The sequence below is a fragment of the Bradyrhizobium sp. McL0616 genome (genome assembly GCF_049993385.1).
Taxonomy (GTDB): domain Bacteria; phylum Pseudomonadota; class Alphaproteobacteria; order Rhizobiales; family Xanthobacteraceae; genus Bradyrhizobium.
On sequence record NZ_CP188255.1, the window covers coordinates 3,640,893 to 3,660,569 of the forward strand.

31 protein-coding genes are annotated in these 19,677 nt (G+C 62.5%); all 31 read left to right on the forward strand.

All coding sequences use genetic code 11. The features are described from left to right. The first annotated feature begins 324 nt into the window (after positions 1–324). Positions 325–696 (forward strand): 30S ribosomal protein S12, encoded by a 372-nt coding sequence (gene rpsL / locus ACPPVR_RS17470; protein WP_007603006.1) that lies wholly within the window; start codon positions 325–327, stop codon positions 694–696. A gap of 15 nt (positions 697–711) precedes the next feature. Next, positions 712–1,182, forward strand: coding sequence for a 30S ribosomal protein S7 (rpsG, locus tag ACPPVR_RS17475; RefSeq protein WP_045008219.1), 471 nt, complete (start codon positions 712–714; stop codon positions 1,180–1,182). Between the two features lie 30 nt (positions 1,183–1,212). Next, positions 1,213–3,285 (forward strand): elongation factor G, encoded by a 2,073-nt coding sequence (gene fusA / locus ACPPVR_RS17480; RefSeq protein WP_426615416.1) that lies wholly within the window; start codon positions 1,213–1,215, stop codon positions 3,283–3,285. A gap of 40 nt (positions 3,286–3,325) precedes the next feature. Then, positions 3,326–4,516: an elongation factor Tu gene (gene tuf, locus ACPPVR_RS17485; RefSeq protein ID WP_426615417.1), complete on the forward strand. Its 1,191-nt coding sequence runs from the start codon at positions 3,326–3,328 to the stop codon at positions 4,514–4,516. Positions 4,517–4,601: 85 nt separating this feature from the next. Continuing rightward, on the forward strand, positions 4,602–4,910 hold the full coding sequence (gene rpsJ / locus ACPPVR_RS17490) for a 30S ribosomal protein S10 (protein ID WP_002712302.1): 309 nt from the start codon (positions 4,602–4,604) through the stop codon (positions 4,908–4,910). A 53-nt stretch (positions 4,911–4,963) separates the two neighbouring features. Beyond that, positions 4,964–5,680, forward strand: coding sequence for a 50S ribosomal protein L3 (gene rplC / locus ACPPVR_RS17495; protein WP_426615418.1), 717 nt, complete (start codon positions 4,964–4,966; stop codon positions 5,678–5,680). A gap of 1 nt (position 5,681) precedes the next feature. Beyond that, complete coding sequence (gene rplD / locus ACPPVR_RS17500) at positions 5,682–6,302, forward strand: 50S ribosomal protein L4 (protein WP_426615419.1); 621 nt, start codon at positions 5,682–5,684, stop codon at positions 6,300–6,302. Next, positions 6,299–6,601, forward strand: coding sequence for a 50S ribosomal protein L23 (locus ACPPVR_RS17505; protein WP_426615420.1), 303 nt, complete (start codon positions 6,299–6,301; stop codon positions 6,599–6,601). The genes rplD and ACPPVR_RS17505 overlap by 4 nt, the downstream gene beginning before the upstream one ends. Before the next feature lie 12 nt (positions 6,602–6,613). Beyond that, on the forward strand, positions 6,614–7,447 hold the full coding sequence (gene rplB / locus ACPPVR_RS17510; RefSeq protein WP_426615421.1) for a 50S ribosomal protein L2: 834 nt from the start codon (positions 6,614–6,616) through the stop codon (positions 7,445–7,447). A 12-nt stretch (positions 7,448–7,459) separates the two neighbouring features. Then, a complete protein-coding gene (gene rpsS, locus ACPPVR_RS17515) occupies positions 7,460–7,738 on the forward strand; it encodes a 30S ribosomal protein S19 (protein ID WP_008136357.1) in 279 nt (92 codons plus the stop codon). Positions 7,739–7,748: 10 nt separating this feature from the next. Further along, complete coding sequence (gene rplV, locus ACPPVR_RS17520) at positions 7,749–8,138, forward strand: 50S ribosomal protein L22 (RefSeq protein ID WP_045008212.1); 390 nt, start codon at positions 7,749–7,751, stop codon at positions 8,136–8,138. A gap of 12 nt (positions 8,139–8,150) precedes the next feature. Beyond that, positions 8,151–8,876, forward strand: coding sequence for a 30S ribosomal protein S3 (rpsC, locus tag ACPPVR_RS17525; RefSeq protein ID WP_426615422.1), 726 nt, complete (start codon positions 8,151–8,153; stop codon positions 8,874–8,876). Between the two features lie 32 nt (positions 8,877–8,908). Further along, positions 8,909–9,322 (forward strand): 50S ribosomal protein L16, encoded by a 414-nt coding sequence (gene rplP, locus ACPPVR_RS17530; protein ID WP_092034896.1) that lies wholly within the window; start codon positions 8,909–8,911, stop codon positions 9,320–9,322. Positions 9,323–9,327: 5 nt separating this feature from the next. Beyond that, a complete protein-coding gene (gene rpmC, locus ACPPVR_RS17535) occupies positions 9,328–9,534 on the forward strand; it encodes a 50S ribosomal protein L29 (protein WP_426615423.1) in 207 nt (68 codons plus the stop codon). A 13-nt stretch (positions 9,535–9,547) separates the two neighbouring features. Beyond that, the gene (gene rpsQ / locus ACPPVR_RS17540; protein WP_027535298.1) at positions 9,548–9,796 is read left to right on the forward strand and encodes a 30S ribosomal protein S17; all 249 of its coding nucleotides are present in this window, start codon (positions 9,548–9,550) and stop codon (positions 9,794–9,796) included. A gap of 83 nt (positions 9,797–9,879) precedes the next feature. Then, the gene (gene rplN, locus ACPPVR_RS17545) at positions 9,880–10,248 is read left to right on the forward strand and encodes a 50S ribosomal protein L14 (protein ID WP_008549246.1); all 369 of its coding nucleotides are present in this window, start codon (positions 9,880–9,882) and stop codon (positions 10,246–10,248) included. Further along, on the forward strand, positions 10,248–10,562 hold the full coding sequence (gene rplX / locus ACPPVR_RS17550) for a 50S ribosomal protein L24 (RefSeq protein WP_247984062.1): 315 nt from the start codon (positions 10,248–10,250) through the stop codon (positions 10,560–10,562). The genes rplN and rplX overlap by 1 nt, the downstream gene beginning before the upstream one ends. Beyond that, complete coding sequence (rplE, locus tag ACPPVR_RS17555) at positions 10,555–11,112, forward strand: 50S ribosomal protein L5 (protein ID WP_426615424.1); 558 nt, start codon at positions 10,555–10,557, stop codon at positions 11,110–11,112. Before rplX ends, rplE begins: the two co-directional genes overlap by 8 nt. A gap of 46 nt (positions 11,113–11,158) precedes the next feature. Continuing rightward, a complete protein-coding gene (gene rpsN / locus ACPPVR_RS17560; RefSeq protein ID WP_426615425.1) occupies positions 11,159–11,464 on the forward strand; it encodes a 30S ribosomal protein S14 in 306 nt (101 codons plus the stop codon). Positions 11,465–11,478: 14 nt separating this feature from the next. Beyond that, the gene (gene rpsH, locus ACPPVR_RS17565) at positions 11,479–11,877 is read left to right on the forward strand and encodes a 30S ribosomal protein S8 (RefSeq protein ID WP_045008205.1); all 399 of its coding nucleotides are present in this window, start codon (positions 11,479–11,481) and stop codon (positions 11,875–11,877) included. A 16-nt stretch (positions 11,878–11,893) separates the two neighbouring features. After that, positions 11,894–12,427, forward strand: coding sequence for a 50S ribosomal protein L6 (gene rplF, locus ACPPVR_RS17570; protein ID WP_426615426.1), 534 nt, complete (start codon positions 11,894–11,896; stop codon positions 12,425–12,427). 11 nt (positions 12,428–12,438) lie between these two features. Further along, positions 12,439–12,801 (forward strand): 50S ribosomal protein L18, encoded by a 363-nt coding sequence (gene rplR, locus ACPPVR_RS17575; protein ID WP_007603036.1) that lies wholly within the window; start codon positions 12,439–12,441, stop codon positions 12,799–12,801. Positions 12,802–12,845: 44 nt separating this feature from the next. After that, entirely contained in the window at positions 12,846–13,436 is a 591-nt protein-coding gene (gene rpsE, locus ACPPVR_RS17580) for a 30S ribosomal protein S5 (protein WP_045008203.1), read from the forward strand. A gap of 25 nt (positions 13,437–13,461) precedes the next feature. Continuing rightward, complete coding sequence (gene rpmD, locus ACPPVR_RS17585; protein WP_063682061.1) at positions 13,462–13,656, forward strand: 50S ribosomal protein L30; 195 nt, start codon at positions 13,462–13,464, stop codon at positions 13,654–13,656. 75 nt (positions 13,657–13,731) lie between these two features. Beyond that, a complete protein-coding gene (gene rplO / locus ACPPVR_RS17590; RefSeq protein WP_426615427.1) occupies positions 13,732–14,220 on the forward strand; it encodes a 50S ribosomal protein L15 in 489 nt (162 codons plus the stop codon). A gap of 149 nt (positions 14,221–14,369) precedes the next feature. Next, positions 14,370–15,701, forward strand: coding sequence for a preprotein translocase subunit SecY (gene secY, locus ACPPVR_RS17595; protein WP_148770531.1), 1,332 nt, complete (start codon positions 14,370–14,372; stop codon positions 15,699–15,701). A 276-nt stretch (positions 15,702–15,977) separates the two neighbouring features. After that, entirely contained in the window at positions 15,978–16,832 is an 855-nt protein-coding gene (locus ACPPVR_RS17600) for an adenylate kinase (protein ID WP_426615428.1), read from the forward strand. A gap of 185 nt (positions 16,833–17,017) precedes the next feature. Beyond that, complete coding sequence (gene rpsM, locus ACPPVR_RS17605) at positions 17,018–17,386, forward strand: 30S ribosomal protein S13 (RefSeq protein WP_426615429.1); 369 nt, start codon at positions 17,018–17,020, stop codon at positions 17,384–17,386. A gap of 123 nt (positions 17,387–17,509) precedes the next feature. Then, a complete protein-coding gene (rpsK, locus tag ACPPVR_RS17610; RefSeq protein WP_007603045.1) occupies positions 17,510–17,899 on the forward strand; it encodes a 30S ribosomal protein S11 in 390 nt (129 codons plus the stop codon). Between the two features lie 112 nt (positions 17,900–18,011). Further along, complete coding sequence (locus tag ACPPVR_RS17615; RefSeq protein ID WP_426615430.1) at positions 18,012–19,043, forward strand: DNA-directed RNA polymerase subunit alpha; 1,032 nt, start codon at positions 18,012–18,014, stop codon at positions 19,041–19,043. A 120-nt stretch (positions 19,044–19,163) separates the two neighbouring features. After that, on the forward strand, positions 19,164–19,580 hold the full coding sequence (gene rplQ, locus ACPPVR_RS17620; RefSeq protein ID WP_426615431.1) for a 50S ribosomal protein L17: 417 nt from the start codon (positions 19,164–19,166) through the stop codon (positions 19,578–19,580). The last annotated feature ends 97 nt before the right edge of the window (positions 19,581–19,677 follow it).

Genomic DNA, 19,677 nt, shown 5'->3' on the forward strand with positions numbered 1-19,677 from the left:
GGCAGGCACCAACCTCGACGAATGCCGCTCAAACGCTGTCGATTATAGCTAGGCAATGCCAAGCGATTTTAGTTCTCTTGAGCAAGTTCTCTTGAGATCGAACTCGGATGCATGACCTCGGTGCGTGGGCCGCAGCATTTTGCTGGTCGGCCCAAGACTGCGGTCCTCTGTGGCGTCGAAGCGCTTTCCGCTCAGTGATGAGTGGTTGGCGCGATTTCGCTTTGTGCGGATTGTTCCGTACATAGCGGCCCCGTCGGGCGGGTAGCTCGGGAAGAATTTGCGGACCCGGTCACGGGCCGCGGCAGAAAAAGGGTGAAGGCCAGAATGCCGACGATCAACCAGCTGATCGCACAACCGCGGGAAGTGCAGAAGTCGCGCAAGAAAGTGCCGGCGCTGCAGCAGTCGCCGCAGAAGCGCGGCGTTTGCACGCGCGTCTACACCACGACCCCGAAGAAGCCGAACTCGGCGCTTCGTAAGGTCGCCAAGGTGCGCCTGACCAACGGCTTCGAGGTGATCGGCTACATCCCCGGCGAGGGCCATAACCTCCAGGAGCACTCGGTGGTCATGATCCGCGGCGGTCGCGTCAAGGACTTGCCCGGCGTGCGCTACCACATCCTCCGCGGCGTTCTGGATACCCAGGGCGTCAAGAACCGTAAGCAGCGTCGTTCGAAGTACGGCGCCAAGCGTCCGAAGTAAGCGGGAACCAGATCCATGTCTCGTCGTCACTCAGCGGAAAAGCGCGAAGTTCTGCCGGATCCGAAGTTCGGGAACATCATCATTACGAAGTTCATGAACTCGGTGATGTACGCCGGTAAGAAGTCGGTCGCCGAAGGTATCGTCTATGGTGCGCTCGGCCTCATCGAATCCAAGACCAAGCAGAACCCGCTCGGAGTGTTCGAGCAGGCACTCGAGAACGTCATGCCGACGATCGAAGTGCGCTCCCGCCGCGTCGGTGGCGCGACCTATCAGGTTCCGGTCGAGGTTCGCTCGGTGCGCCGTCAGGCGCTGGGCATTCGCTGGCTGATTTCGGCTGCGCGCGAGCGCAACGAGAAGACGATGACCGAGCGGCTTTCGGCCGAGCTTCTGGACGCATCGAACAGCCGGGGTAACGCCGTCAAGAAGCGCGAAGACGTGCACCGGATGGCGGAAGCCAACCGCGCCTTCTCGCACTATCGCTGGTAACGGCGACACACGGAATCTAAGGAACACTCCATGCCCCGCGTTCATGCCATAGAGAATTACCGCAACTTCGGTATCATGGCGCATATCGATGCCGGCAAGACCACGACCACCGAGCGCATCCTCTATTACACCGGCAAGAGCCACAAGATCGGCGAAGTGCACGAAGGTGCCGCGACGATGGACTGGATGGAGCAGGAGCAGGAGCGCGGCATTACGATTACGTCGGCCGCGACCACCGCGTTCTGGGAAGGCAAGCGTCTCAACATCATCGACACTCCCGGCCACGTCGACTTCACCATCGAGGTCGAGCGCAGCTTGCGCGTGCTCGACGGCGCCGTGTGCGTGCTCGACTCCAACCAGGGCGTCGAGCCCCAGACTGAGACCGTCTGGCGCCAGGGCGACAAGTACAAGGTTCCGCGCATCGTCTTCGCCAACAAGATGGATAAGACCGGCGCCGACTTCTACAAGTGCATGCAGGATATTATCGATCGCCTCGGCGCAAAGCCGATCGCGATCCAGCTTCCGATCGGCTCCGAGAACAACTTCAAGGGTCTGGTCGATCTCGTCCGCATGAAGGGCGTGGTCTGGGAAGAAGAGAAGCTCGACGCCAAGTTCGTCGACATCGATATTCCCGAGGACATGGTCGAGAAGGCCAAGGAATATCGCGAGAAGCTGTTGGAAGCCGCCGTCGAGCTCGACGACGAAGTTCTTGCCGCTTACCTCGACGGCAAGGAGCCCGATGAGGCGACGCTGAAGCGCCTGATCCGCAAGGCCGTGCTGACTGGCGCGTTCTTCCCGGTATTGTGCGGCTCGGCGTTCAAGAACAAGGGTGTGCAGCCTTTGCTCGACGCGGTCGTGGATTATCTGCCTTCGCCGGTCGACGTGCCTGCCATCAAGGGTGTCGATGAAGACGGTAACGAGGTCGTTCGTCTGCCGGACGACAAGGAGCCGCTGGCTCTGTTGGCGTTCAAGATCATGGACGACCCGTTCGTCGGCACCATCACCTTCTGCCGCATCTATTCCGGCACGCTGCTGTCGGGTACCGGCGTCATCAATTCGACGCGCGACCGCAAGGAGCGCATCGGCCGCATGTTGCTGATGCATGCGAACAACCGCGAAGACATCAAGGAAGCCTATGCCGGCGACATCGTTGCGCTGGCAGGCCTGAAGGAAGCGCGCACCGGTGACACGCTGTGCGATCCCGACAAGTCGGTGATCCTCGAAAAGATGGAATTCCCCGAGCCGGTCATCGAGATCGCGATCGAGCCGAAATCCAAGGCCGACCAGGAGAAGCTGGGCGTGGCGCTGGCGAAGCTCGCCGCGGAGGATCCGTCCTTCCGCGTGTCGACCGACCAGGAGTCCGGCCAGACCATCCTCAAGGGCATGGGCGAACTCCATCTCGACATCAAGGTCGACATCCTCAGGCGCACCTACAAGGTCGATGCGAACATCGGCGCGCCGCAGGTGGCGTTCCGTGAGCGCGTGACCAAGAAGGCCGAGGTCAAGTACACCCACAAGAAGCAGACCGGCGGTACCGGTCAGTTCGCCGAAGTGACCATCGTCGTCGAGCCGAACGAGCCCGGCAAGGGCTACGAGTTCGAGTCGAAGATCGTCGGCGGCGCGGTGCCGAAGGAATACATCCCCGGCGTCGAAAAGGGCCTCAACAGCGTGATGGGCTCTGGTGTCGTCGCGGGCTTCCCCGTGGTCGACGTCAAGGTTCAGCTCATCGACGGCAAGTATCACGACGTCGACTCGTCGGCGCTCGCCTTCGAAATCGCATCGCGCGCGGCATTCCGCGAAGCCTTGCAGAAGGGCAAGTCCGTGCTGCTCGAGCCGATCATGAAGGTCGAAGTGGTGACCCCGGAAGACTACACCGGCTCGGTCATCGGCGACCTGAATTCCCGGCGCGGTCAGATCCAGGGCCAAGACATGCGCGGCAACGCCAACGTCATCAACGCGATGGTGCCGCTCATGAACATGTTTGGGTACGTGAACAACCTGCGCTCGATGAGCCAGGGTCGCGCGACCTTCACCATGCAGTTCGATCACTACGCAGAAGCGCCGGCAAACGTGTCGGCAGAAGTCCAAAAGAAGTTTGCCTGATTGTCGTCGGTCTCGAACTGACGATTGAACGGAGAGTCAAATGGCCAAAGCAAAGTTTGAACGTAACAAACCGCACTGCAACATCGGCACCATCGGTCACGTCGACCATGGCAAGACGTCGTTGACGGCTGCGATCACCAAGATCCTCGCCGAGACCGGCGGTGCGACGTTCACGGCGTACGACCAGATCGACAAGGCGCCGGAAGAGAAGGCGCGCGGCATCACCATCTCGACCGCTCACGTCGAGTACGAGACCAAGAACCGCCACTACGCCCACGTCGACTGCCCCGGCCACGCCGACTATGTGAAGAACATGATCACCGGCGCAGCCCAGATGGACGGTGCGATCCTGGTCGTGTCAGCCGCTGACGGCCCGATGCCGCAGACCCGCGAGCACATCCTGCTCGCCCGCCAGGTCGGCGTGCCCGCGCTCGTCGTGTTCCTCAACAAGTGCGACATGGTCGACGATCCGGAACTGCTCGAGCTGGTCGAGCTCGAAGTCCGCGAGCTGCTCTCCAAGTACGACTTCCCGGGCGACAAGATTCCGATCATCAAGGGCTCGGCGCTCGCCGCTCTCGAAGATTCCGACAAGAAGCTCGGCCACGACGCCATCCTCGAACTGATGAAGAGCGTCGACGAGTATATCCCGCAGCCGGAGCGTCCGATCGACCAGCCATTCCTGATGCCGGTTGAAGACGTGTTCTCGATCTCGGGCCGCGGCACCGTCGTCACCGGCCGTGTCGAGCGCGGTATCGTCAAGGTCGGCGAGGAAATCGAGATCGTCGGTCTGCGTGCGACCCAGAAGACCACGGTCACCGGCGTCGAAATGTTCCGCAAGCTGCTCGATCAGGGCCAGGCCGGCGACAACATCGGTGCGCTGCTCCGCGGTACCAAGCGCGAAGACGTCGAGCGTGGCCAGGTGCTCTGCAAGCCGGGTTCGGTCAAGCCGCACACCAAGTTCAAGGCTGAGGCCTACATCCTCACCAAGGAAGAGGGCGGTCGCCACACCCCGTTCTTCACCAACTACCGTCCGCAGTTCTACTTCCGCACCACCGACGTGACCGGTGTCGTGCATCTGCCGGAAGGTACCGAAATGGTGATGCCGGGCGACAACATCGCGATGGAAGTGCACCTGATCGTGCCGATCGCGATGGAAGAGAAGCTCCGCTTCGCGATCCGCGAAGGCGGCCGTACCGTCGGCGCCGGCGTCGTCGCCTCGATCATCGAGTAATCACGCGAATAGGGAATGGCGAGTGGCGAGTGGATGAAATCCATTCGCTGTTCGCTACTCGCCACTCACTAAGAAAGACACGGCAATGAACGGCCAAAATATTCGTATCCGTCTCAAGGCGTTCGACCATCGTATCCTCGATACGTCGACCCGCGAGATCGTGAACACGGCGAAGCGCACCGGTGCGCAGGTTCGCGGACCCATTCCGCTGCCGACCCGCATCGAGAAGTTCACCGTCAACCGTTCGCCGCACGTCGACAAGAAGAGCCGCGAGCAGTTCGAGATGCGCACTCACAAGCGCCTGCTCGACATCGTCGATCCGACCCCGCAGACCGTCGATGCTTTGATGAAGCTCGACCTGGCCGCCGGTGTCGACGTCGAGATCAAGCTCTAAGATTTTTGGATCACGTTCGCGACTTGCGGACAGAAAGAACAGGAAGCACGCCGATGCGCTCCGGAGTGATCGCACAAAAGGTCGGGATGACGCGGGTCTTTACAGAGGCCGGCGAACATATCCCCGTGACCGTGCTGAAGCTCGGCAATTGCCAAGTCGTAGCCCACCGCACTGAAGAGAAGAACGGTTACGTCGCGCTCCAGCTTGGTTCTGGCAGCCGCAAGACCGTGTATCTGCCCAAGGCAGAGCGCGGCCAGTTCGCGGTCGCCAAGGTCGAGCCGAAGCGGCAGGTCGAGGAATTCCGCGTCTCCGCGGATGCCATGATCCCGGTTGGTGCCGAGATCCTCGCCGACCACTTCGTCGTCGGCCAGTTCGTCGACGTCACCGGCACCTCGGTCGGTAAGGGTTTTGCCGGCGGCATGAAGCGCTGGAACTTCGGCGGTCTGCGCGCCACCCACGGCGTGTCGGTCTCGCATCGCTCGATCGGTTCGACCGGTGGTCGTCAGGATCCCGGCAAGACCTGGAAGAACAAGAAGATGCCCGGCCACATGGGTGTCGATCGCATCACCACGCTCAACCTCCGCGTCGTTCAGCTCGACGTCGAGCGCGGCCTGATCCTCGTCGAAGGCGCCGTTCCCGGCTCCAAGGGCGGCTGGATCCGTGTGCGCGACGCCGTCAAGAAGCCGCTGCCGAAGGAAGCTCCGAAGCCCGGCAAGTTCAAGGTTGCGGGTGGCGAAGCCGAGGCCGCAGCCCAGCAAGAGGGTGCGTGAGATGGAATTGAAGGTCACGACACTCGAAGGTAAGGAAGCCGGCTCGGTCCAGCTCTCCGACGCCATTTTCGGCCTCGAGCCGCGCCAGGACATCCTTGCACGTTGCGTGCAGTGGCAGCTCAACAAGCGTCAGGCCGGCACCCACAAGGCCAAGGGCCGCGCCGAGATCTGGCGCACCGGCAAGAAGATGTACAAGCAGAAGGGCACCGGCGGTGCTCGTCACGGCTCGGCCCGCGTGCCGCAGTTCCGTGGCGGTGGCCGCGCCTTCGGTCCGGTGGTGCGTTCGCACGCCACTGATTTGCCGAAGAAGGTCCGCGCGCTTGCTCTCAAGCATGCGCTCTCGGCCAAAGCCAAGGATGGCAATCTCCTGGTGATCGACAAGGCCGCGCTGGAAGCCGCCAAGACCAAGGCGCTGCTTGGTCACTTCTCCGGTCTGGGCTTGACCAACGCCCTGATCATCGACGGCTCCGAGCTCAACAACGGTTTTGCTGCGGCGGCCCGCAACATCCCGAACATGGACGTGCTGCCGATCCAGGGCATCAACGTCTATGACATCCTGCGCCGTCAGAAGCTCGTTCTGACCAAGGCCGCCATCGATGCGCTGGAGGCGCGCTTCAAATGAAGAAGAACATCGAGGCTCGCCACTACGACGTGATCGTCGCTCCGGTCGTCACCGAAAAGGCGACGCTGGCGTCCGAGCACAACAAGGTCCTGTTCAAGGTGGCCGCGAAAGCGACCAAGCCGCAGATCAAGGAAGCGATCGAGAAGCTGTTCGACGTCAAGGTCAAGAGCGTCAACACGCTGGTCCGCAAGGGCAAGACCAAGATCTTCCGCGGCAACCTCGGCTCGCAGTCGAACACCAAGCGCGCGATCGTGACCCTCGAAGAGGGTCATCGGATCGACGTGACCACCGGTCTGTAAGGTCGCACGACGATGGCACTGAAGAAATTCAATCCCACGACACCGGGCCAGCGCCAGCTGGTCATGGTCGATCGTTCAGCCCTCTACAAGGGCAAGCCGGTCAAGTCGCTCACCGAAGGCAAGCACTCCTCGGGCGGTCGCAACAACACCGGTCGCATCACCGTGCGCTTCCGCGGCGGCGGTCACAAGAGAACCCTGCGTACCGTCGACTTCAAGCGCGACAAGGTCGATGCGCCCGCGACCGTCGAGCGGTTGGAGTACGATCCGAACCGCACCGCGTTCATCGCGCTGGTCAAGTACGAGGACGGCACCCAGGCCTATATCCTGGCGCCGCAGCGCCTGGCCGTTGGCGATTCCGTCGTTGCCGGCAACTATGTCGACGTGAAGCCGGGCAACGTCATGCCGCTCGGCAACATGCCGGTCGGCACGATCATCCATAACATCGAGACCAAGATCGGGAAGGGCGGCCAGCTCGCCCGTTCGGCGGGAACCTACGCCCAGCTCGTCGGCCGCGACCACGACTACGTCATCATTCGCCTGAACTCGGGCGAGCAGCGCCTGGTGCACGGCCGTTGCCGCGGCACGATCGGCGCGGTGTCGAACCCGGACCACATGAACACGTCGATCGGCAAGGCCGGCCGCAACCGCTGGCTGGGCCGCAAGCCGCATAACCGCGGCGTCTCGATGAACCCGATCGACCATCCGCACGGTGGTGGTGAAGGTCGTACCTCGGGTGGTCGCCATCCGGTGACCCCGTGGGGCAAGCCGACCAAGGGCAAGAAGACCCGCTCCAACAAGTCGACCAACAAATTCATTCTCCTAAGCCGCCACAAGCGGAAGAAGTAAGGAACGCCGGACATGGTTCGTTCAGTCTGGAAAGGCCCGTTCGTCGAGGGTTCTCTGCTCAAGAAGGCAGATGCCGCGCGCGCGTCCGGCCGTCACGACGTCATCAAGATCTGGAGCCGTCGCTCGACCATCCTGCCGCAGTTCGTCGGCTTGACCTTCGGTGTCTACAACGGTCAGAAGCACGTCCCGGTAGCGGTCAACGAGGAAATGGTCGGTCACAAGTTCGGCGAGTTCTCGCCGACCCGGACCTTCCATGGCCACTCCGGTGACAAGAAAGCCAAGAAGGCTTGAGGATTAAACGATGAGCAAACCTAAGCGCGAACGGAGCCTCGCCGAGAACGAGGCCAAGGCGGTCGCCCGGATGCTGCGGGTGAGCCCGCAGAAGCTCAACCTGGTCGCCCAGCTCATTCGCGGCCGGAAGGCTTCTGCTGCGCTCGCCGATCTGCAGTTTTCGCGCAAGCGGATCGCGGTCGACGTGAAGAAGTGCCTGGAATCGGCTATCGCCAATGCCGAGAACAACCACGACCTCGACGTTGACGATCTCGTCGTGACGCAGGCCTTCGTCGGCAACGGTCTCGTGATGAAGCGCTTTGCGGCGCGCGGTCGCGGCCGTTCGGGCCGTGTCTACAAACCATTTTCGCAGCTGACGATCATTGTGCGTCAGGTCGAAGCCGAAGCAGCAGCGGCTTAAGGGACAAAAACGATGGGTCAAAAGATCAATCCGATCGGTCTGCGTCTTGGCATCAACCGGACCTGGGATTCGCGCTGGTTCGCGGGCAAGCAGGAATACGGCAAGCTGCTGCACGAGGACGTCAAGATTCGCGAGATCCTGCACAAGGAGCTCAAGCAGGCGGCCGTCGCCCGCATCGTGATCGAGCGTCCGCACAAGAAGTGCCGTGTCACCATCCACTCGGCTCGTCCGGGCGTGGTGATCGGCAAGAAGGGCGCCGACATCGACAAGCTGCGCAAGAGGGTCGCGGACATCACTTCGTCCGACGTCGTCATCAACATCGTCGAAATCCGCAAGCCGGAGCTCGATGCGACGCTGGTGGCTGAATCGATCGCGCAGCAGCTCGAGCGCCGCGTTGCCTTCCGCCGCGCCATGAAGCGCGCCGTTCAGTCGGCGATGCGTCTCGGCGCAGAAGGCATCCGCATCAACTGCTCGGGTCGTCTGGGCGGTGCGGAAATCGCGCGCATGGAGTGGTATCGCGAAGGTCGCGTGCCGCTGCATACGCTGCGCGCCGACATCGACTACGGCGTTGCGACCGCGTTCACGACCTTCGGCACCTGCGGCGTCAAGGTCTGGATCTTCAAGGGCGAGATCCTCGAGCACGATCCGATGGCCCAGGACAAGAGAATGGCCGAAGGCGAGACCGGCGGCGGTGGTGATCGCGGCGGCAGGCAGCGCCGTGACAGCGCTACGGCCTGACGCCAGCACAGAGAATTTGAGGGCTTGAAGCCATGATGCAACCTAAGAAAACGAAGTTCCGGAAGGCGCATAAGGGCCGTATCCACGGTGTTGCGTCCTCGGGCGCGACGTTGGCGTTCGGCCAGTTCGGCCTGAAGGCGGCCGAGCCTGATCGCGTCACCGCGCGCCAGATCGAAGCCGCTCGCCGCGCGCTGACCCGCCACATGAAGCGCGCCGGCCGCGTCTGGATCCGCGTGTTCCCCGACGTTCCGGTGTCCAAGAAGCCCGCCGAAGTCCGCATGGGCTCCGGCAAGGGTGCGCCGGAACTGTGGGTCGCGCGCGTCAAGCCGGGCCGGGTGATTTTCGAGATCGACGGCGTCACGGTGCAGACCGCGAAGGAAGCGCTGACGCTCGCGGCCGCCAAGCTGCCGATCAAGACGCGCTTCGTCGAGCGCATTGCGGAGTAATGGCCATGGCACAGATGAAGATCGAAGACATCCGCGCGTTGAGCCCCGACCAGCAGGACGACGTCGTCCTGAACCTGAAGAAGGAGCGCTTTAACCTGCGCTTCCAGCGTGCCACCGGGCAGCTCGAGAACACCTCGCGCCTGCGCGAGGCCCGTCGTGACATCGCCCGGATCAAGACTGTCGCCGCGCAGCAACGCGCGAAGAAGAAGTAAGAGGCCTACGAAGATGCCGAAACGTACTTTGCAAGGCGTGGTCGTTAGCGACAAGACAGCGAAGACCGTCGTGGTGCGCGTCGACCGCCGATTCACGCACCCGATCTACAAGAAGACGATCCGCCGTTCGAAGAACTACCACGCGCACGACGAGAACAACGAGTTCAAGCCGGGCGACATGGTGTGGATCGAGGAATCGAAGCCGATTTCGAAGTTGAAGTCCTGGATCGTGATCCGGGGCGAGCACAAGAAAAGCGCCTGATCTGTTGGCCTTGGCCGACTGACTTCAGGGAAATGTTGAGCGCCGGCTAGGCTGGCGCAAATAGAAGAGGACGAGGTGCATCAATGATTCAGATGCAGACCAACCTCGACGTGGCCGATAATTCTGGCGCACGCCGTGTCATGTGTATCAAGGTGCTCGGGGGCTCCAAGCGCCGCTACGCCACGATCGGCGACATCATCGTCGTCTCGATCAAGGAAGCGATTCCGCGTGGCAAGGTGAAGAAAGGCGACGTGATGAAAGCCGTCGTGGTGCGTGTCCGCAAGGACATCCGCCGCGCCGACGGTTCGGTCATCCGCTTCGACCGCAATGCCGCCGTCCTGATCAACAACCAGGCGGAGCCGGTCGGCACCCGTATCTTCGGGCCCGTGCCGCGCGAGCTGCGCGCCAAGAACCACATGAAGATCATCTCGCTCGCGCCGGAGGTGCTGTGATGGCCGCGAAGATCCGCAAGGGCGACAAGGTCATCGTGCTGAACGGCCGCGACAAGGGCCGCAGCGGCGAGGTGTTCGAGGTGCGCCCGGACGCCGGCACGGCACTCGTGCGTGGTATCAACATGGTCAAGCGTCACCAGAAGCAGACGCAGGCCCAGGAGGGCGGCATCATCTCGAAAGAGGCGCCGGTCCAACTGTCCAACATCGCGTATCTCGGCAAGGACGGAAAGCCGACGCGCGTCGGATTCAAGATTCTGGCGGACGGCAAGAAGGTTCGCATCGCCAAGCGTTCGGGAGCTGAGATCGATGGCTGAGGCCGCTTACACGCCGCGCCTGCGCGCGGAATATGACGCGAAGATCCGGACGGAAATGACCGAGAAGTTCGGTTATGAGAACGTCATGCAGGTTCCGCGTCTGGACAAGGTCGTGCTGAACATGGGCGTTGGCGATTCCGTCAACGACCGCAAGAAGGCCGAGAACGCCGCCGCCGAATTGACTCTGATCGCGGGTCAGAAGGCGATCGTGACCTATTCGCGTATCGCGATCGCGACCTTCAAGCTGCGTGAAAACCAGCCGATCGGCTGCAAGGTCACGCTGCGCAAGGCTCGCATGTACGAGTTCATCGATCGCCTGGTGACGGTCGCGCTGCCGCGCGTCCGCGACTTCCGCGGCCTGAACCCGAAGAGCTTCGACGGCCGCGGCAACTACTCGCTCGGCCTCAAGGAGCACATCATTTTCCCCGAGATCGACTTCGACAAGGTCACGGAATCCCGCGGTATGGACATCACCGTCTGCACCACGGCCAAGACCGACGACGAGGCGAGGGCCTTGTTGACCGCTTTCAATTTCCCGTTCCGGCAGTGAGACGCTGACCTAAAGCCTCTCAAACGCGGATACCCAGGAGCCAAGCATGGCAAAGAAGAGTTCAGTCGAGAAGAACAACCGGCGCAAGCGGATGGCGAAGAACGCCGCCCCGAAGCGCGCACGGTTGAAGGCGATCATCGCCGACAAGACGCTGCCGATGGAGGAGCGGTTCGCCGCGACCCTGAAGCTTGCGGAAATGCCGCGGAATTCGTCGGCTACCCGCATCCGCTTGCGTTGCGAGCTGTCGGGCCGTCCGCGCTCGGTCTACCGCTTGAACAAGCTGTCCCGCATCGCGCTGCGCGAACTTGGCTCCAAGGGCATGGTCCCGGGCCTCGTGAAGTCGAGTTGGTAAGGAGGGTCGTTTAGATGTCTACGCACGATCCAATCAGCGATCTGATCACCCGCATCCGTAACGCGCAGATGCGCGCCAAGAACAAGGTCTCCACGCCTGGTTCGAAGATGCGCGAAAACGTCCTCGAAGTGCTGAAGAGCGAGGGCTACATTCGCGGTTACGCCACGCTCGAGCATTCCTCGGGCCGTAGCGAGATCGAGATCGAGCTGAAGTATTTCGACGGCGAGCCCGTCATCCGCGAGATCGAGCGGGTCTCCAAGCCCGGGCGTCGCGTTTACGCCTCGGTGAAGAACCTGCCGCGGGTCAATAACGGACTCGGCATTTCGGTGTTGTCGACGCCGAAGGGGATCATGGCTGACCACAGTGCGCGTGAAGCGAACGTGGGCGGTGAAGTCCTCTTCACGGTGTTCTGAGAAGGATTTTTGATCCATGTCACGAGTTGGCAAAAGGCCGGTAGCGGTGCCGTCGGGTGTGACCGCGACCGTCGACGGGCAGACCGTCAAGATGAAGGGGCCGAAGGGCCAGCTTCAATTCGTCGTCCATAGCGACGTCGAGGTGAAGCTCGATAACGGCCAGGTCAAGGTGAACCCGCGGGTCGAGACCAACCGCGCGCGGGCGCTGTACGGTACCGCTCGCGCTCAGGTCGCGAATCTGGTCGAAGGCGTCACCAAGGGCTTCGAAAAGAAGCTCGAAATCACCGGCGTCGGTTACCGCGCCGCGCTGCAGGGAAAGAACCTGCAGCTCGCGCTCGGTTACAGCCACGACGTGGTCTACACGATCCCGGAAGGGATCACGATCACCGTGCCGAAGCCGACCGAGATCACGGTGACGGGCAGCGACATCCAGCGCGTCGGCCAGGTCGCCGCCGAGATTCGCTCCTATCGTCCGCCGGAGCCCTACAAGGGCAAGGGCGTGAAGTATGTTGGCGAATTCATCTTCCGCAAGGAAGGCAAGAAGAAGTAACGGAGCCGGTCATGTCGAAAGCCAAGGTTACGAATGCCCGGCGCAAGCGGAGTGTGCGGCTGAAGTTGCGCCGCTCCGGTGGCGGCCGTCCGCGCCTGTCCGTGTTCCGCTCGTCGAAGCACATCTACGCCCAGGTCATCGACGACCTGAAGGGCGAGACGCTGGCCTCTGCCTCGTCGCTCGAGAAGTCGATGCGCGACGGCGGCAAGACCGGCGCCGACATCGATGCGGCGAAGGCGGTCGGCAAGTTGCTGGCCGAGCGCGCCGCCGAGAAGGGCGTCAAGGAAGTCGTGTTCGATCGCGGCAGCTATCTCTATCACGGGCGCGTCAAGGCACTGGCCGACGCGGCGCGTGAGAGTGGGCTGAGCTTCTAACAGAATTTGAGGATTGAGGCGTAAGCCTCTGAAGGATTGGAAAAATGGCAGAACGCGAACAACGTGGTGGACGCGATCAACGCGGCGGACGTGACCGCCAGCAGCGCGAGGAGCGCGACAGCGAGTTCGTCGACAAGCTGGTCCACATCAACCGCGTGGCCAAGGTCGTCAAGGGCGGCAAGCGCTTCGGTTTCGCAGCGCTGGTCGTGATCGGCGATCAGAAGGGCCGCGCCGGCTTCGGTCACGGCAAGGCGCGAGAAGTGCCTGAGGCGATCCGCAAGGCCACCGAATCCGCCAAGCGCAACCTGACCCGCGTGTCGCTGCGCGAGGGCCGCACCCTGCATCACGACATCGCCGGCCGTCATGGCGCGGGCCGTGTTTACCTGCGTGCAGCTCCGGCCGGTACTGGGATCATCGCCGGCGGTCCGATGCGCGCCGTGTTCGAGACGCTCGGCGTCCAGGACGTGGTGGCAAAGTCGATCGGCTCGTCGAACCCGTACAACATGGTGCGCGCGACCTTCGATGCGCTGAAGCACCAGGATTCGCCGCGTTCGGTCGCAGCCCGCCGCAATATCAAGGTGTCCACCCTCCAGGCCCGTCGCATTGGCGGCGATGCCGAGGTGGTTGCCGAATAACGGAAGCTTTTCGGAGTAGACCATGATGGCCAAGGCCGCAAAGACGATCAAGCTTGAGCAGACCGGCAGCGCGATCCGCCGCCATCACTCGCAGCGTTCGACGCTGATCGGGCTCAAGCTCAACAAGATCGGCCGCGTCAGCGAACTGCCGGACACCCCGGCGGTCCGCGGCATGATCGAGAAAGTTCACCATCTCGTCCGCATTGTCGACGAGAAGTAAGAAGCTGCGCAGGATCCCGAAAAGCGGGCACCCGTTTTCGGCGAAGATCATGCGCAAGAAACAAGGAGCAGGGCGATGAAGCTCAGCGATATCGCCGACAACGCCGGCTCGCGCAAGAAGCGTATGCGCGTCGGCCGTGGCATCGGTTCGGGCAAGGGCAAGCAGGCTGGCCGCGGTGGCAAGGGCCAGACCGCGCGTTCGGGCGTGCGCATCAAGGGGTTCGAAGGCGGCCAGATGCCATTGCATCGCCGTCTGCCGAAGCGTGGCTTCACCAACATCTTCCGGGTTGAGTTCGTCGAGATCAATCTCGACCGGCTCCAGGAAGCGGTCGATGCCAAGAAGATCGACGTCGGCAGCGTCGTGAATGTCGAGGCCCTGGTGAAGGCCGGCGTGCTGCGCCGCCCCAAGGGCGGCCTGCGGCTGCTCGGCCGCGGCGAGCTCAAGTCCAAGCTCAACATTGAAGTGCACGGCGCCTCGAAGACCGCGATTGCGGCCGTCGAGAAGGCCGGCGGCTCGGTGAAGATCCTCGCGCCCGCCAAGGAAGAAGAAGGCGAGGCGGCGTAACAACTGCGTCATTGGCCCGCTCCTCGCGGGCCTTTACGCATGTTGGACGATGGACTTATCGATGCCGGGCACCAGATAATGTCCGGCGTCCGCTAAAGTAGCCCGGCCGCGGGCACGACGGCGCAAAAGGCGGCGGGAGAAAGTCCAATATGGCCTCTGCAGCGGAACAACTGGCAGCCAACCTCAATTTCGGCGCGTTCGCCAAGGCCGACGAGCTGAAGAAGCGTATCTGGTTCACCCTGGGTGCGCTGCTCGTCTATCGGCTTGGCACCTACATCCCGCTGCCCGGCATCGATCCCAACATCTGGGAGCAGGTGTTCAAGTCGCAGGCGGGCGGCATCCTCGGCATGTTCAACATGTTCGCCGGCGGCGGCATCCACCGCATGGCGATCTTCGCGCTGAACATCATGCCATACATCTCGGCCTCGATCATCATCCAGCTCCTGACCACCGTCTCGCCGCAACTCGAGGCGCTGAAGAAGGAAGGCGAATCCGGCCGTAAGCTGCTGAACCAGTACACCCGCTATCTCACCGTGATCCTGGCAGCGTTCCAGTCCTATGGCATCGCGGTCGGTCTCGAAGGTGCAGGCAACGTCGTCAGCGACCCCGGCATGTTCTTCCGTCTGTCCACCGCGATCACGCTGACCGGCGGCACCATGTTCCTGATGTGGCTGGGCGAGCAGATCACCTCGCGCGGCATCGGTAACGGCATCTCGCTGATCATTCTCTCCGGCATCGTCGCCGAGCTGCCGTCGGCGCTCGCCAACATGCTCGAGCTCGGCCGTCAGGGTGCCATGTCGACCGGCCTGATCCTGGTCGTGATCGTGATGGCGGTCGCCGTGATCGCCTTCATCGTGTTCATGGAGCGCGCGCAGCGCCGGCTGCTGATCCAGTATCCGAAGCGCCAGGTCGGCAACAAGATGTTCGAGGGCCAGTCCTCGCATCTGCCGCTCAAGCTCAACACCTCGGGCGTCATTCCGCCGATCTTCGCGTCCTCGCTGCTGCTGCTGCCGACCACGGTTGCGAACTTCAACGCGGGCAGCGGGCCGGAATGGTTCCAGTGGATCACCACCCAGCTCGGCCACGGCCGTCCGCTGTTCCTGATCCTCTATCTAGCGCTGATCGTGTTCTTCGCGTTTTTCTACACCGCGATCGTGTTCAATCCGACCGAGACCGCGGACAATCTGAAGAAGCACGGCGGCTTCATCCCGGGCATCCGTCCCGGCGAGCGCACCGCGGAATATATCGACTACGTGCTGTCGCGCATCACTGTGCTGGGCGCGATCTATCTCGCGATCGTCTGCTTGATCCCGGAAATCCTGATCTCCTACGCCTCGGTGCCGTTCTACTTCGGTGGCACCTCGCTGCTGATCGTCGTCAGCGTCACCATGGACACGGTGGCGCAGGTGCAGGGCTATCTGTTGGCCCATCAGTATGAAGGCCTGATCCGGAAGTCGAAGCTGCGGGGCCGTCGCCGCTAAGGCGCGGCGCCCTCGCGGACGTCCCGACTCACATCGCCGATTCGCCGCGCGCACAGGTGCGCGGCTTCCGCGAGGTGGAGAGACGACCGTTCGGTCGCATCGGCAGAGCTGTTCTCACTGCGACGCAATCGCTGATTTCAAAGGCCTTCTTGGCGTCGGGGCACTTGCTCCCCTATGATATGGGTGGCAGTGCACAGCCGATTGTGGTTTGCACTGTTCTGAACTTCAAACACAGGTGCGCGATGAATCGCTCACCAATCCGGGGGGCGTACGCCGATGAGAATTATACTTCTGGGGCCGCCGGGGTCGGGCAAGGGCACCCAGGCGCAGCTGCTGGTGCAGCGCTATGGCATTGTCCAGCTCTCGACCGGCGAGATGTTGCGTGCAGCCGTCGCGGCCGGAACGCCGGTCGGGCTGAAGGCCAAGGAGATTATGGCCGGCGGCGGCCTCGTGCCCGACGAGGTTGTGGTCGGAATCATCTCGGACCGCATCGATCAGCCGGACGCCCGCAACGGTTTCATCCTCGACGGCTTCCCGCGCACCGTGCCGCAGGCGGAGGCACTGGACGACCTGCTCAAGCACAAACACCTCAGGCTCGAGGCCGTGATCGAGCTCCGCGTCAATGAGAGTGCGCTTTTGAGCCGGGTCGAGACCCGTGTGGCCCAGATGCGGGGGCGCGGCGAGGAAGTTCGGGTCGACGACACCCCGGAGGTCCTGACCAAGCGACTCGCCAGCTACCGCAGCCAGACGGAACCGCTGATTCACTACTATTCCGAGCGCCGGAAGCTTTCGACCATCGACGGCATGATGGCGATCGACGAGGTGACCCGCGCCATTCATCGCCAGCTCCTGGCGCTCGGGGCGGTCGAGCCCAAGAGCCACGCCCGGAGCGCGGCAAAAGCGGCGCCCGCCAAAACGGGGGCCAAGAAAGCCAAGGCGGCGAAAAAGCCAGCGAAAACAGCCAAAAAGGCCGCGAAACCCGCTAAAGCCGCCAAAAAGGCCGTCAAGGGTGCCAAGAAGACGGCCAAGAAGTCGGTGAAGAAGGCAGCCAAAAAAGCCCCCAAGAAGGCGGTTAAAAAGGGTACCAAAAGGGCCGCAAAAAAGGTCACGAAAAAGCGAGCTAAGCGCTAGCAGCGGTTGACGAAAGCCCCCTGAATCCCTTAATAAGCCCCGCATCCAAGTCGGATAGTTTCAGACGATGCCGGGCCCCAGGAAGACCGGGGGAGGGCGTCGTGTTCGCGTTTGTGAACACCTGCCCGAGAACACAAGCACTTAAAGCCTGGTCCTGACGAGGATCGGCAACAGGAGAGAAGGCCTTGGCCCGTATTGCCGGCGTGAACATTCCCACCAACAAGCGCGTGCTGATCGCGCTTCAGTACATCCATGGCATCGGCGAGAAGATCGCCAGCGAGATCATCGAGAAGGTGAAGATCGCTGAGGATCGTCGCGTCAATCAGCTCAGCGACGCCGAAGTGCTCCAGATCCGCGAAGTCATCGACCGCGACTATCTCGTCGAGGGCGATCTGCGTCGTGAGGTCGGCATCAACATCAAGCGTCTGATGGACCTCGGCTGCTATCGCGGCCTGCGCCATCGTCGCGGTCTGCCGGTGCGCGGTCAGCGTACCCACACCAATGCGCGCACGCGCAAGGGCCCGGCTAAAGCCATCGCCGGCAAGAAGAAGTAAGTTTTCGAATCCAATCGCGGCGTGTGGCGAACAGGGGATGACCCGTTCGCCACGCGCCTTTCGTTCCACAGGTGTAGCCGCTGGCATTACGGCGGCGTTTGAGATCTCCAGGAAAGGTACTCTATGGGCAAGGAAGCCACCCGCGTTCGTCGTCGTGAGCGCAAGAACATCGCCTCCGGCGTCGCGCATGTGAACTCGTCGTTCAACAACACGACCATCACCATCACCGACGCGCAGGGCAACACGATTGCCTGGTCTTCCGCCGGCACGATGGGCTTCAAGGGCTCGCGCAAGTCGACCCCGTATGCCGCGCAGGTTGCCGCCGAAGACGTCTCCAAGAAGGCGCAGGAACACGGCATGCGCACGCTGGAAGTCGAAGTCGCCGGTCCCGGTTCGGGCCGCGAATCGGCGCTCCGCGCGCTCCAGGCAGCGGGCTTCACCGTCACCTCGATCCGCGACGTGACCACGATCCCGCACAACGGTTGCCGTCCCCGCAAGCGTCGGCGCGTTTGATACCAAGTTGCGGGCGCCATTGTCGCCCGCGATGACTTTTTGCAAAGCCGCGCGAATGATCCGCGGCCTTTCTCCAACGCCAGTGTCTGCAACAGCAGTTTGACTGGCCTGTATGGGTGAAACAGTGACGATCCAGAAAAATTGGCAAGAACTGATTCGGCCGAACAAGCTCCAGGTCCAGCCCGGCAGCGATCCGGCCCGTTTCGCGACCATCGTCGCCGAGCCGCTCGAGCGCGGCTTCGGCCAGACGCTCGGCAACGCGCTGCGCCGTATCCTGCTCTCCTCGCTCCAGGGCGCGGCGGTGCAGTCGGTGCACATCGACGGCGTGCTGCACGAGTTCTCCTCGATCGCTGGCGTCCGTGAGGACGTCACCGACATCGTGCTCAATATCAAGGACATCGCGATCAGGATGCAGGGCGAAGGCCCCAAGCGCATGGTCGTGAAGAAGCAGGGCCCGGGCGCCGTCACTGCCGGCGACATCCAGACCGTCGGCGACGTCGTGGTGCTCAATCCGGACTTGCAGATCTGCACGCTGGACGAGGGCGCGGAGATCCGTATGGAGTTCACGGTGGCGACGGGCAAGGGCTACGTGCCCGCCGAGCGTAACCGTCCCGAGGACGCGCCGATCGGCCTGATCCCGGTCGACAGCCTTTACTCGCCGGTCCGCAAGGTCTCCTACAAGGTCGAGAACACCCGCGAGGGCCAGATCCTCGACTACGACAAGCTGACCATGACGATCGAGACCAACGGCGCGCTGACACCGGATGACTCGGTGGCTTACGCCGCCCGCATCCTCCAGGATCAGCTCAACGTGTTCGTCAACTTCGAAGAGCCGCGCAAGGAAGTCGCCCAGGAGATCATCCCGGACCTCGCCTTCAACCCGGCCTTCCTCAAGAAGGTGGACGAGCTCGAGCTGTCGGTGCGTTCGGCCAACTGCTTGAAGAACGACAACATCGTCTATATCGGCGACCTCGTTCAGAAGTCGGAAGCCGAAATGCTCCGTACCCCGAACTTCGGCCGCAAGTCACTGAACGAGATCAAGGAAGTGCTGGCCCAGATGGGTCTGCATCTCGGCATGGAAGTGCCGGGCTGGCCGCCGGAGAACATCGACGAGCTCGCCAAGCGCTTCGAGGATCATTACTGATCCGAACGACAACAGGCTAAAGCGCGAATTCATCGCGCTTTAGCGGGCGAACGCAGGCAGCCCACCTGAGCAACAAGTCCGACGAACCGTCGCGACGAATGGAATTCAAGGAATACAAAAATGCGTCACGGCAAGGTTCATCGGAAGCTCAACCGCACTGCCGAGCATCGCCGCGCGATGTTCGCCAACATGTGCGCCGCGCTGATCAAGCACGAGCAGATCGTCACCACGCTTCCGAAGGCGAAGGAATTGCGCCCGATCGTGGAGAAGCTGATCACGCTCGGCAAGAAGGGCGGTCTGTCCATGCGTCGCCAGGCCATCTCCGAGATGCGCGACAAGGATCAGGTCAGGAAGCTCTTCGACACGCTCGCGCCCCGCTACAAGGATCGCCAGGGTGGCTACACCCGCATCATCAAGGCCGGTTTCCGTTACGGCGACAACGCGCCGATGGCCGTGATCGAGTTCGTCGATCGCGACGTCGATGCCAAGGGCCAGGACTCCGGTCCGGTGCAGGCGAAGGAAGCCGAGGCGGCGTAAGCCGGCCGGGACTGAATTTTGAGAAAGCGGCGCCCCTGGGCGCCGCTTTTTTGTATGACGCGGCGTATCTCATGCCGCGCATGATCATTGTCGTGAA

What these genes read in the sequence shown, in the direction of transcription:
- fusA (WP_426615416.1), top strand. Translation starts at nt 1,213, where the DNA reads ATGCCCCGCGTTCATGCCATAGAGAATTACCGCAACTTCGGTATCATG.
- rpmC (WP_426615423.1), top strand. Translation starts at nt 9,328, where the DNA reads ATGGCACAGATGAAGATCGAAGACATCCGCGCGTTGAGCCCCGACCAG.
- rpsS (WP_008136357.1), top strand. Translation starts at nt 7,460, where the DNA reads ATGGTTCGTTCAGTCTGGAAAGGCCCGTTCGTCGAGGGTTCTCTGCTC.
- rplV (WP_045008212.1), top strand. Translation starts at nt 7,749, where the DNA reads ATGAGCAAACCTAAGCGCGAACGGAGCCTCGCCGAGAACGAGGCCAAG.
- rpsJ (WP_002712302.1), top strand. Translation starts at nt 4,602, where the DNA reads ATGAACGGCCAAAATATTCGTATCCGTCTCAAGGCGTTCGACCATCGT.
- rpsN (WP_426615425.1), top strand. Translation starts at nt 11,159, where the DNA reads ATGGCAAAGAAGAGTTCAGTCGAGAAGAACAACCGGCGCAAGCGGATG.
- secY (WP_148770531.1), top strand. Translation starts at nt 14,370, where the DNA reads ATGGCCTCTGCAGCGGAACAACTGGCAGCCAACCTCAATTTCGGCGCG.
- rplQ (WP_426615431.1), top strand. Translation starts at nt 19,164, where the DNA reads ATGCGTCACGGCAAGGTTCATCGGAAGCTCAACCGCACTGCCGAGCAT.
- rpsE (WP_045008203.1), top strand. Translation starts at nt 12,846, where the DNA reads ATGGCAGAACGCGAACAACGTGGTGGACGCGATCAACGCGGCGGACGT.
- rpsC (WP_426615422.1), top strand. Translation starts at nt 8,151, where the DNA reads ATGGGTCAAAAGATCAATCCGATCGGTCTGCGTCTTGGCATCAACCGG.
- ACPPVR_RS17600 (WP_426615428.1), top strand. Translation starts at nt 15,978, where the DNA reads ATGAGAATTATACTTCTGGGGCCGCCGGGGTCGGGCAAGGGCACCCAG.
- rplN (WP_008549246.1), top strand. Translation starts at nt 9,880, where the DNA reads ATGATTCAGATGCAGACCAACCTCGACGTGGCCGATAATTCTGGCGCA.
- rpsG (WP_045008219.1), top strand. Translation starts at nt 712, where the DNA reads ATGTCTCGTCGTCACTCAGCGGAAAAGCGCGAAGTTCTGCCGGATCCG.
- rplP (WP_092034896.1), top strand. Translation starts at nt 8,909, where the DNA reads ATGATGCAACCTAAGAAAACGAAGTTCCGGAAGGCGCATAAGGGCCGT.
- rplD (WP_426615419.1), top strand. Translation starts at nt 5,682, where the DNA reads ATGGAATTGAAGGTCACGACACTCGAAGGTAAGGAAGCCGGCTCGGTC.
- rplF (WP_426615426.1), top strand. Translation starts at nt 11,894, where the DNA reads ATGTCACGAGTTGGCAAAAGGCCGGTAGCGGTGCCGTCGGGTGTGACC.
- ACPPVR_RS17615 (WP_426615430.1), top strand. Translation starts at nt 18,012, where the DNA reads ATGGGTGAAACAGTGACGATCCAGAAAAATTGGCAAGAACTGATTCGG.
- rplC (WP_426615418.1), top strand. Translation starts at nt 4,964, where the DNA reads ATGCGCTCCGGAGTGATCGCACAAAAGGTCGGGATGACGCGGGTCTTT.
- rplR (WP_007603036.1), top strand. Translation starts at nt 12,439, where the DNA reads ATGTCGAAAGCCAAGGTTACGAATGCCCGGCGCAAGCGGAGTGTGCGG.
- rplX (WP_247984062.1), top strand. Translation starts at nt 10,248, where the DNA reads ATGGCCGCGAAGATCCGCAAGGGCGACAAGGTCATCGTGCTGAACGGC.
- rpsK (WP_007603045.1), top strand. Translation starts at nt 17,510, where the DNA reads ATGGGCAAGGAAGCCACCCGCGTTCGTCGTCGTGAGCGCAAGAACATC.
- rpsH (WP_045008205.1), top strand. Translation starts at nt 11,479, where the DNA reads ATGTCTACGCACGATCCAATCAGCGATCTGATCACCCGCATCCGTAAC.
- ACPPVR_RS17505 (WP_426615420.1), top strand. Translation starts at nt 6,299, where the DNA reads ATGAAGAAGAACATCGAGGCTCGCCACTACGACGTGATCGTCGCTCCG.
- rplE (WP_426615424.1), top strand. Translation starts at nt 10,555, where the DNA reads ATGGCTGAGGCCGCTTACACGCCGCGCCTGCGCGCGGAATATGACGCG.
- rpsQ (WP_027535298.1), top strand. Translation starts at nt 9,548, where the DNA reads ATGCCGAAACGTACTTTGCAAGGCGTGGTCGTTAGCGACAAGACAGCG.
- rpmD (WP_063682061.1), top strand. Translation starts at nt 13,462, where the DNA reads ATGGCCAAGGCCGCAAAGACGATCAAGCTTGAGCAGACCGGCAGCGCG.
- rplB (WP_426615421.1), top strand. Translation starts at nt 6,614, where the DNA reads ATGGCACTGAAGAAATTCAATCCCACGACACCGGGCCAGCGCCAGCTG.
- rplO (WP_426615427.1), top strand. Translation starts at nt 13,732, where the DNA reads ATGAAGCTCAGCGATATCGCCGACAACGCCGGCTCGCGCAAGAAGCGT.
- rpsL (WP_007603006.1), top strand. Translation starts at nt 325, where the DNA reads ATGCCGACGATCAACCAGCTGATCGCACAACCGCGGGAAGTGCAGAAG.
- tuf (WP_426615417.1), top strand. Translation starts at nt 3,326, where the DNA reads ATGGCCAAAGCAAAGTTTGAACGTAACAAACCGCACTGCAACATCGGC.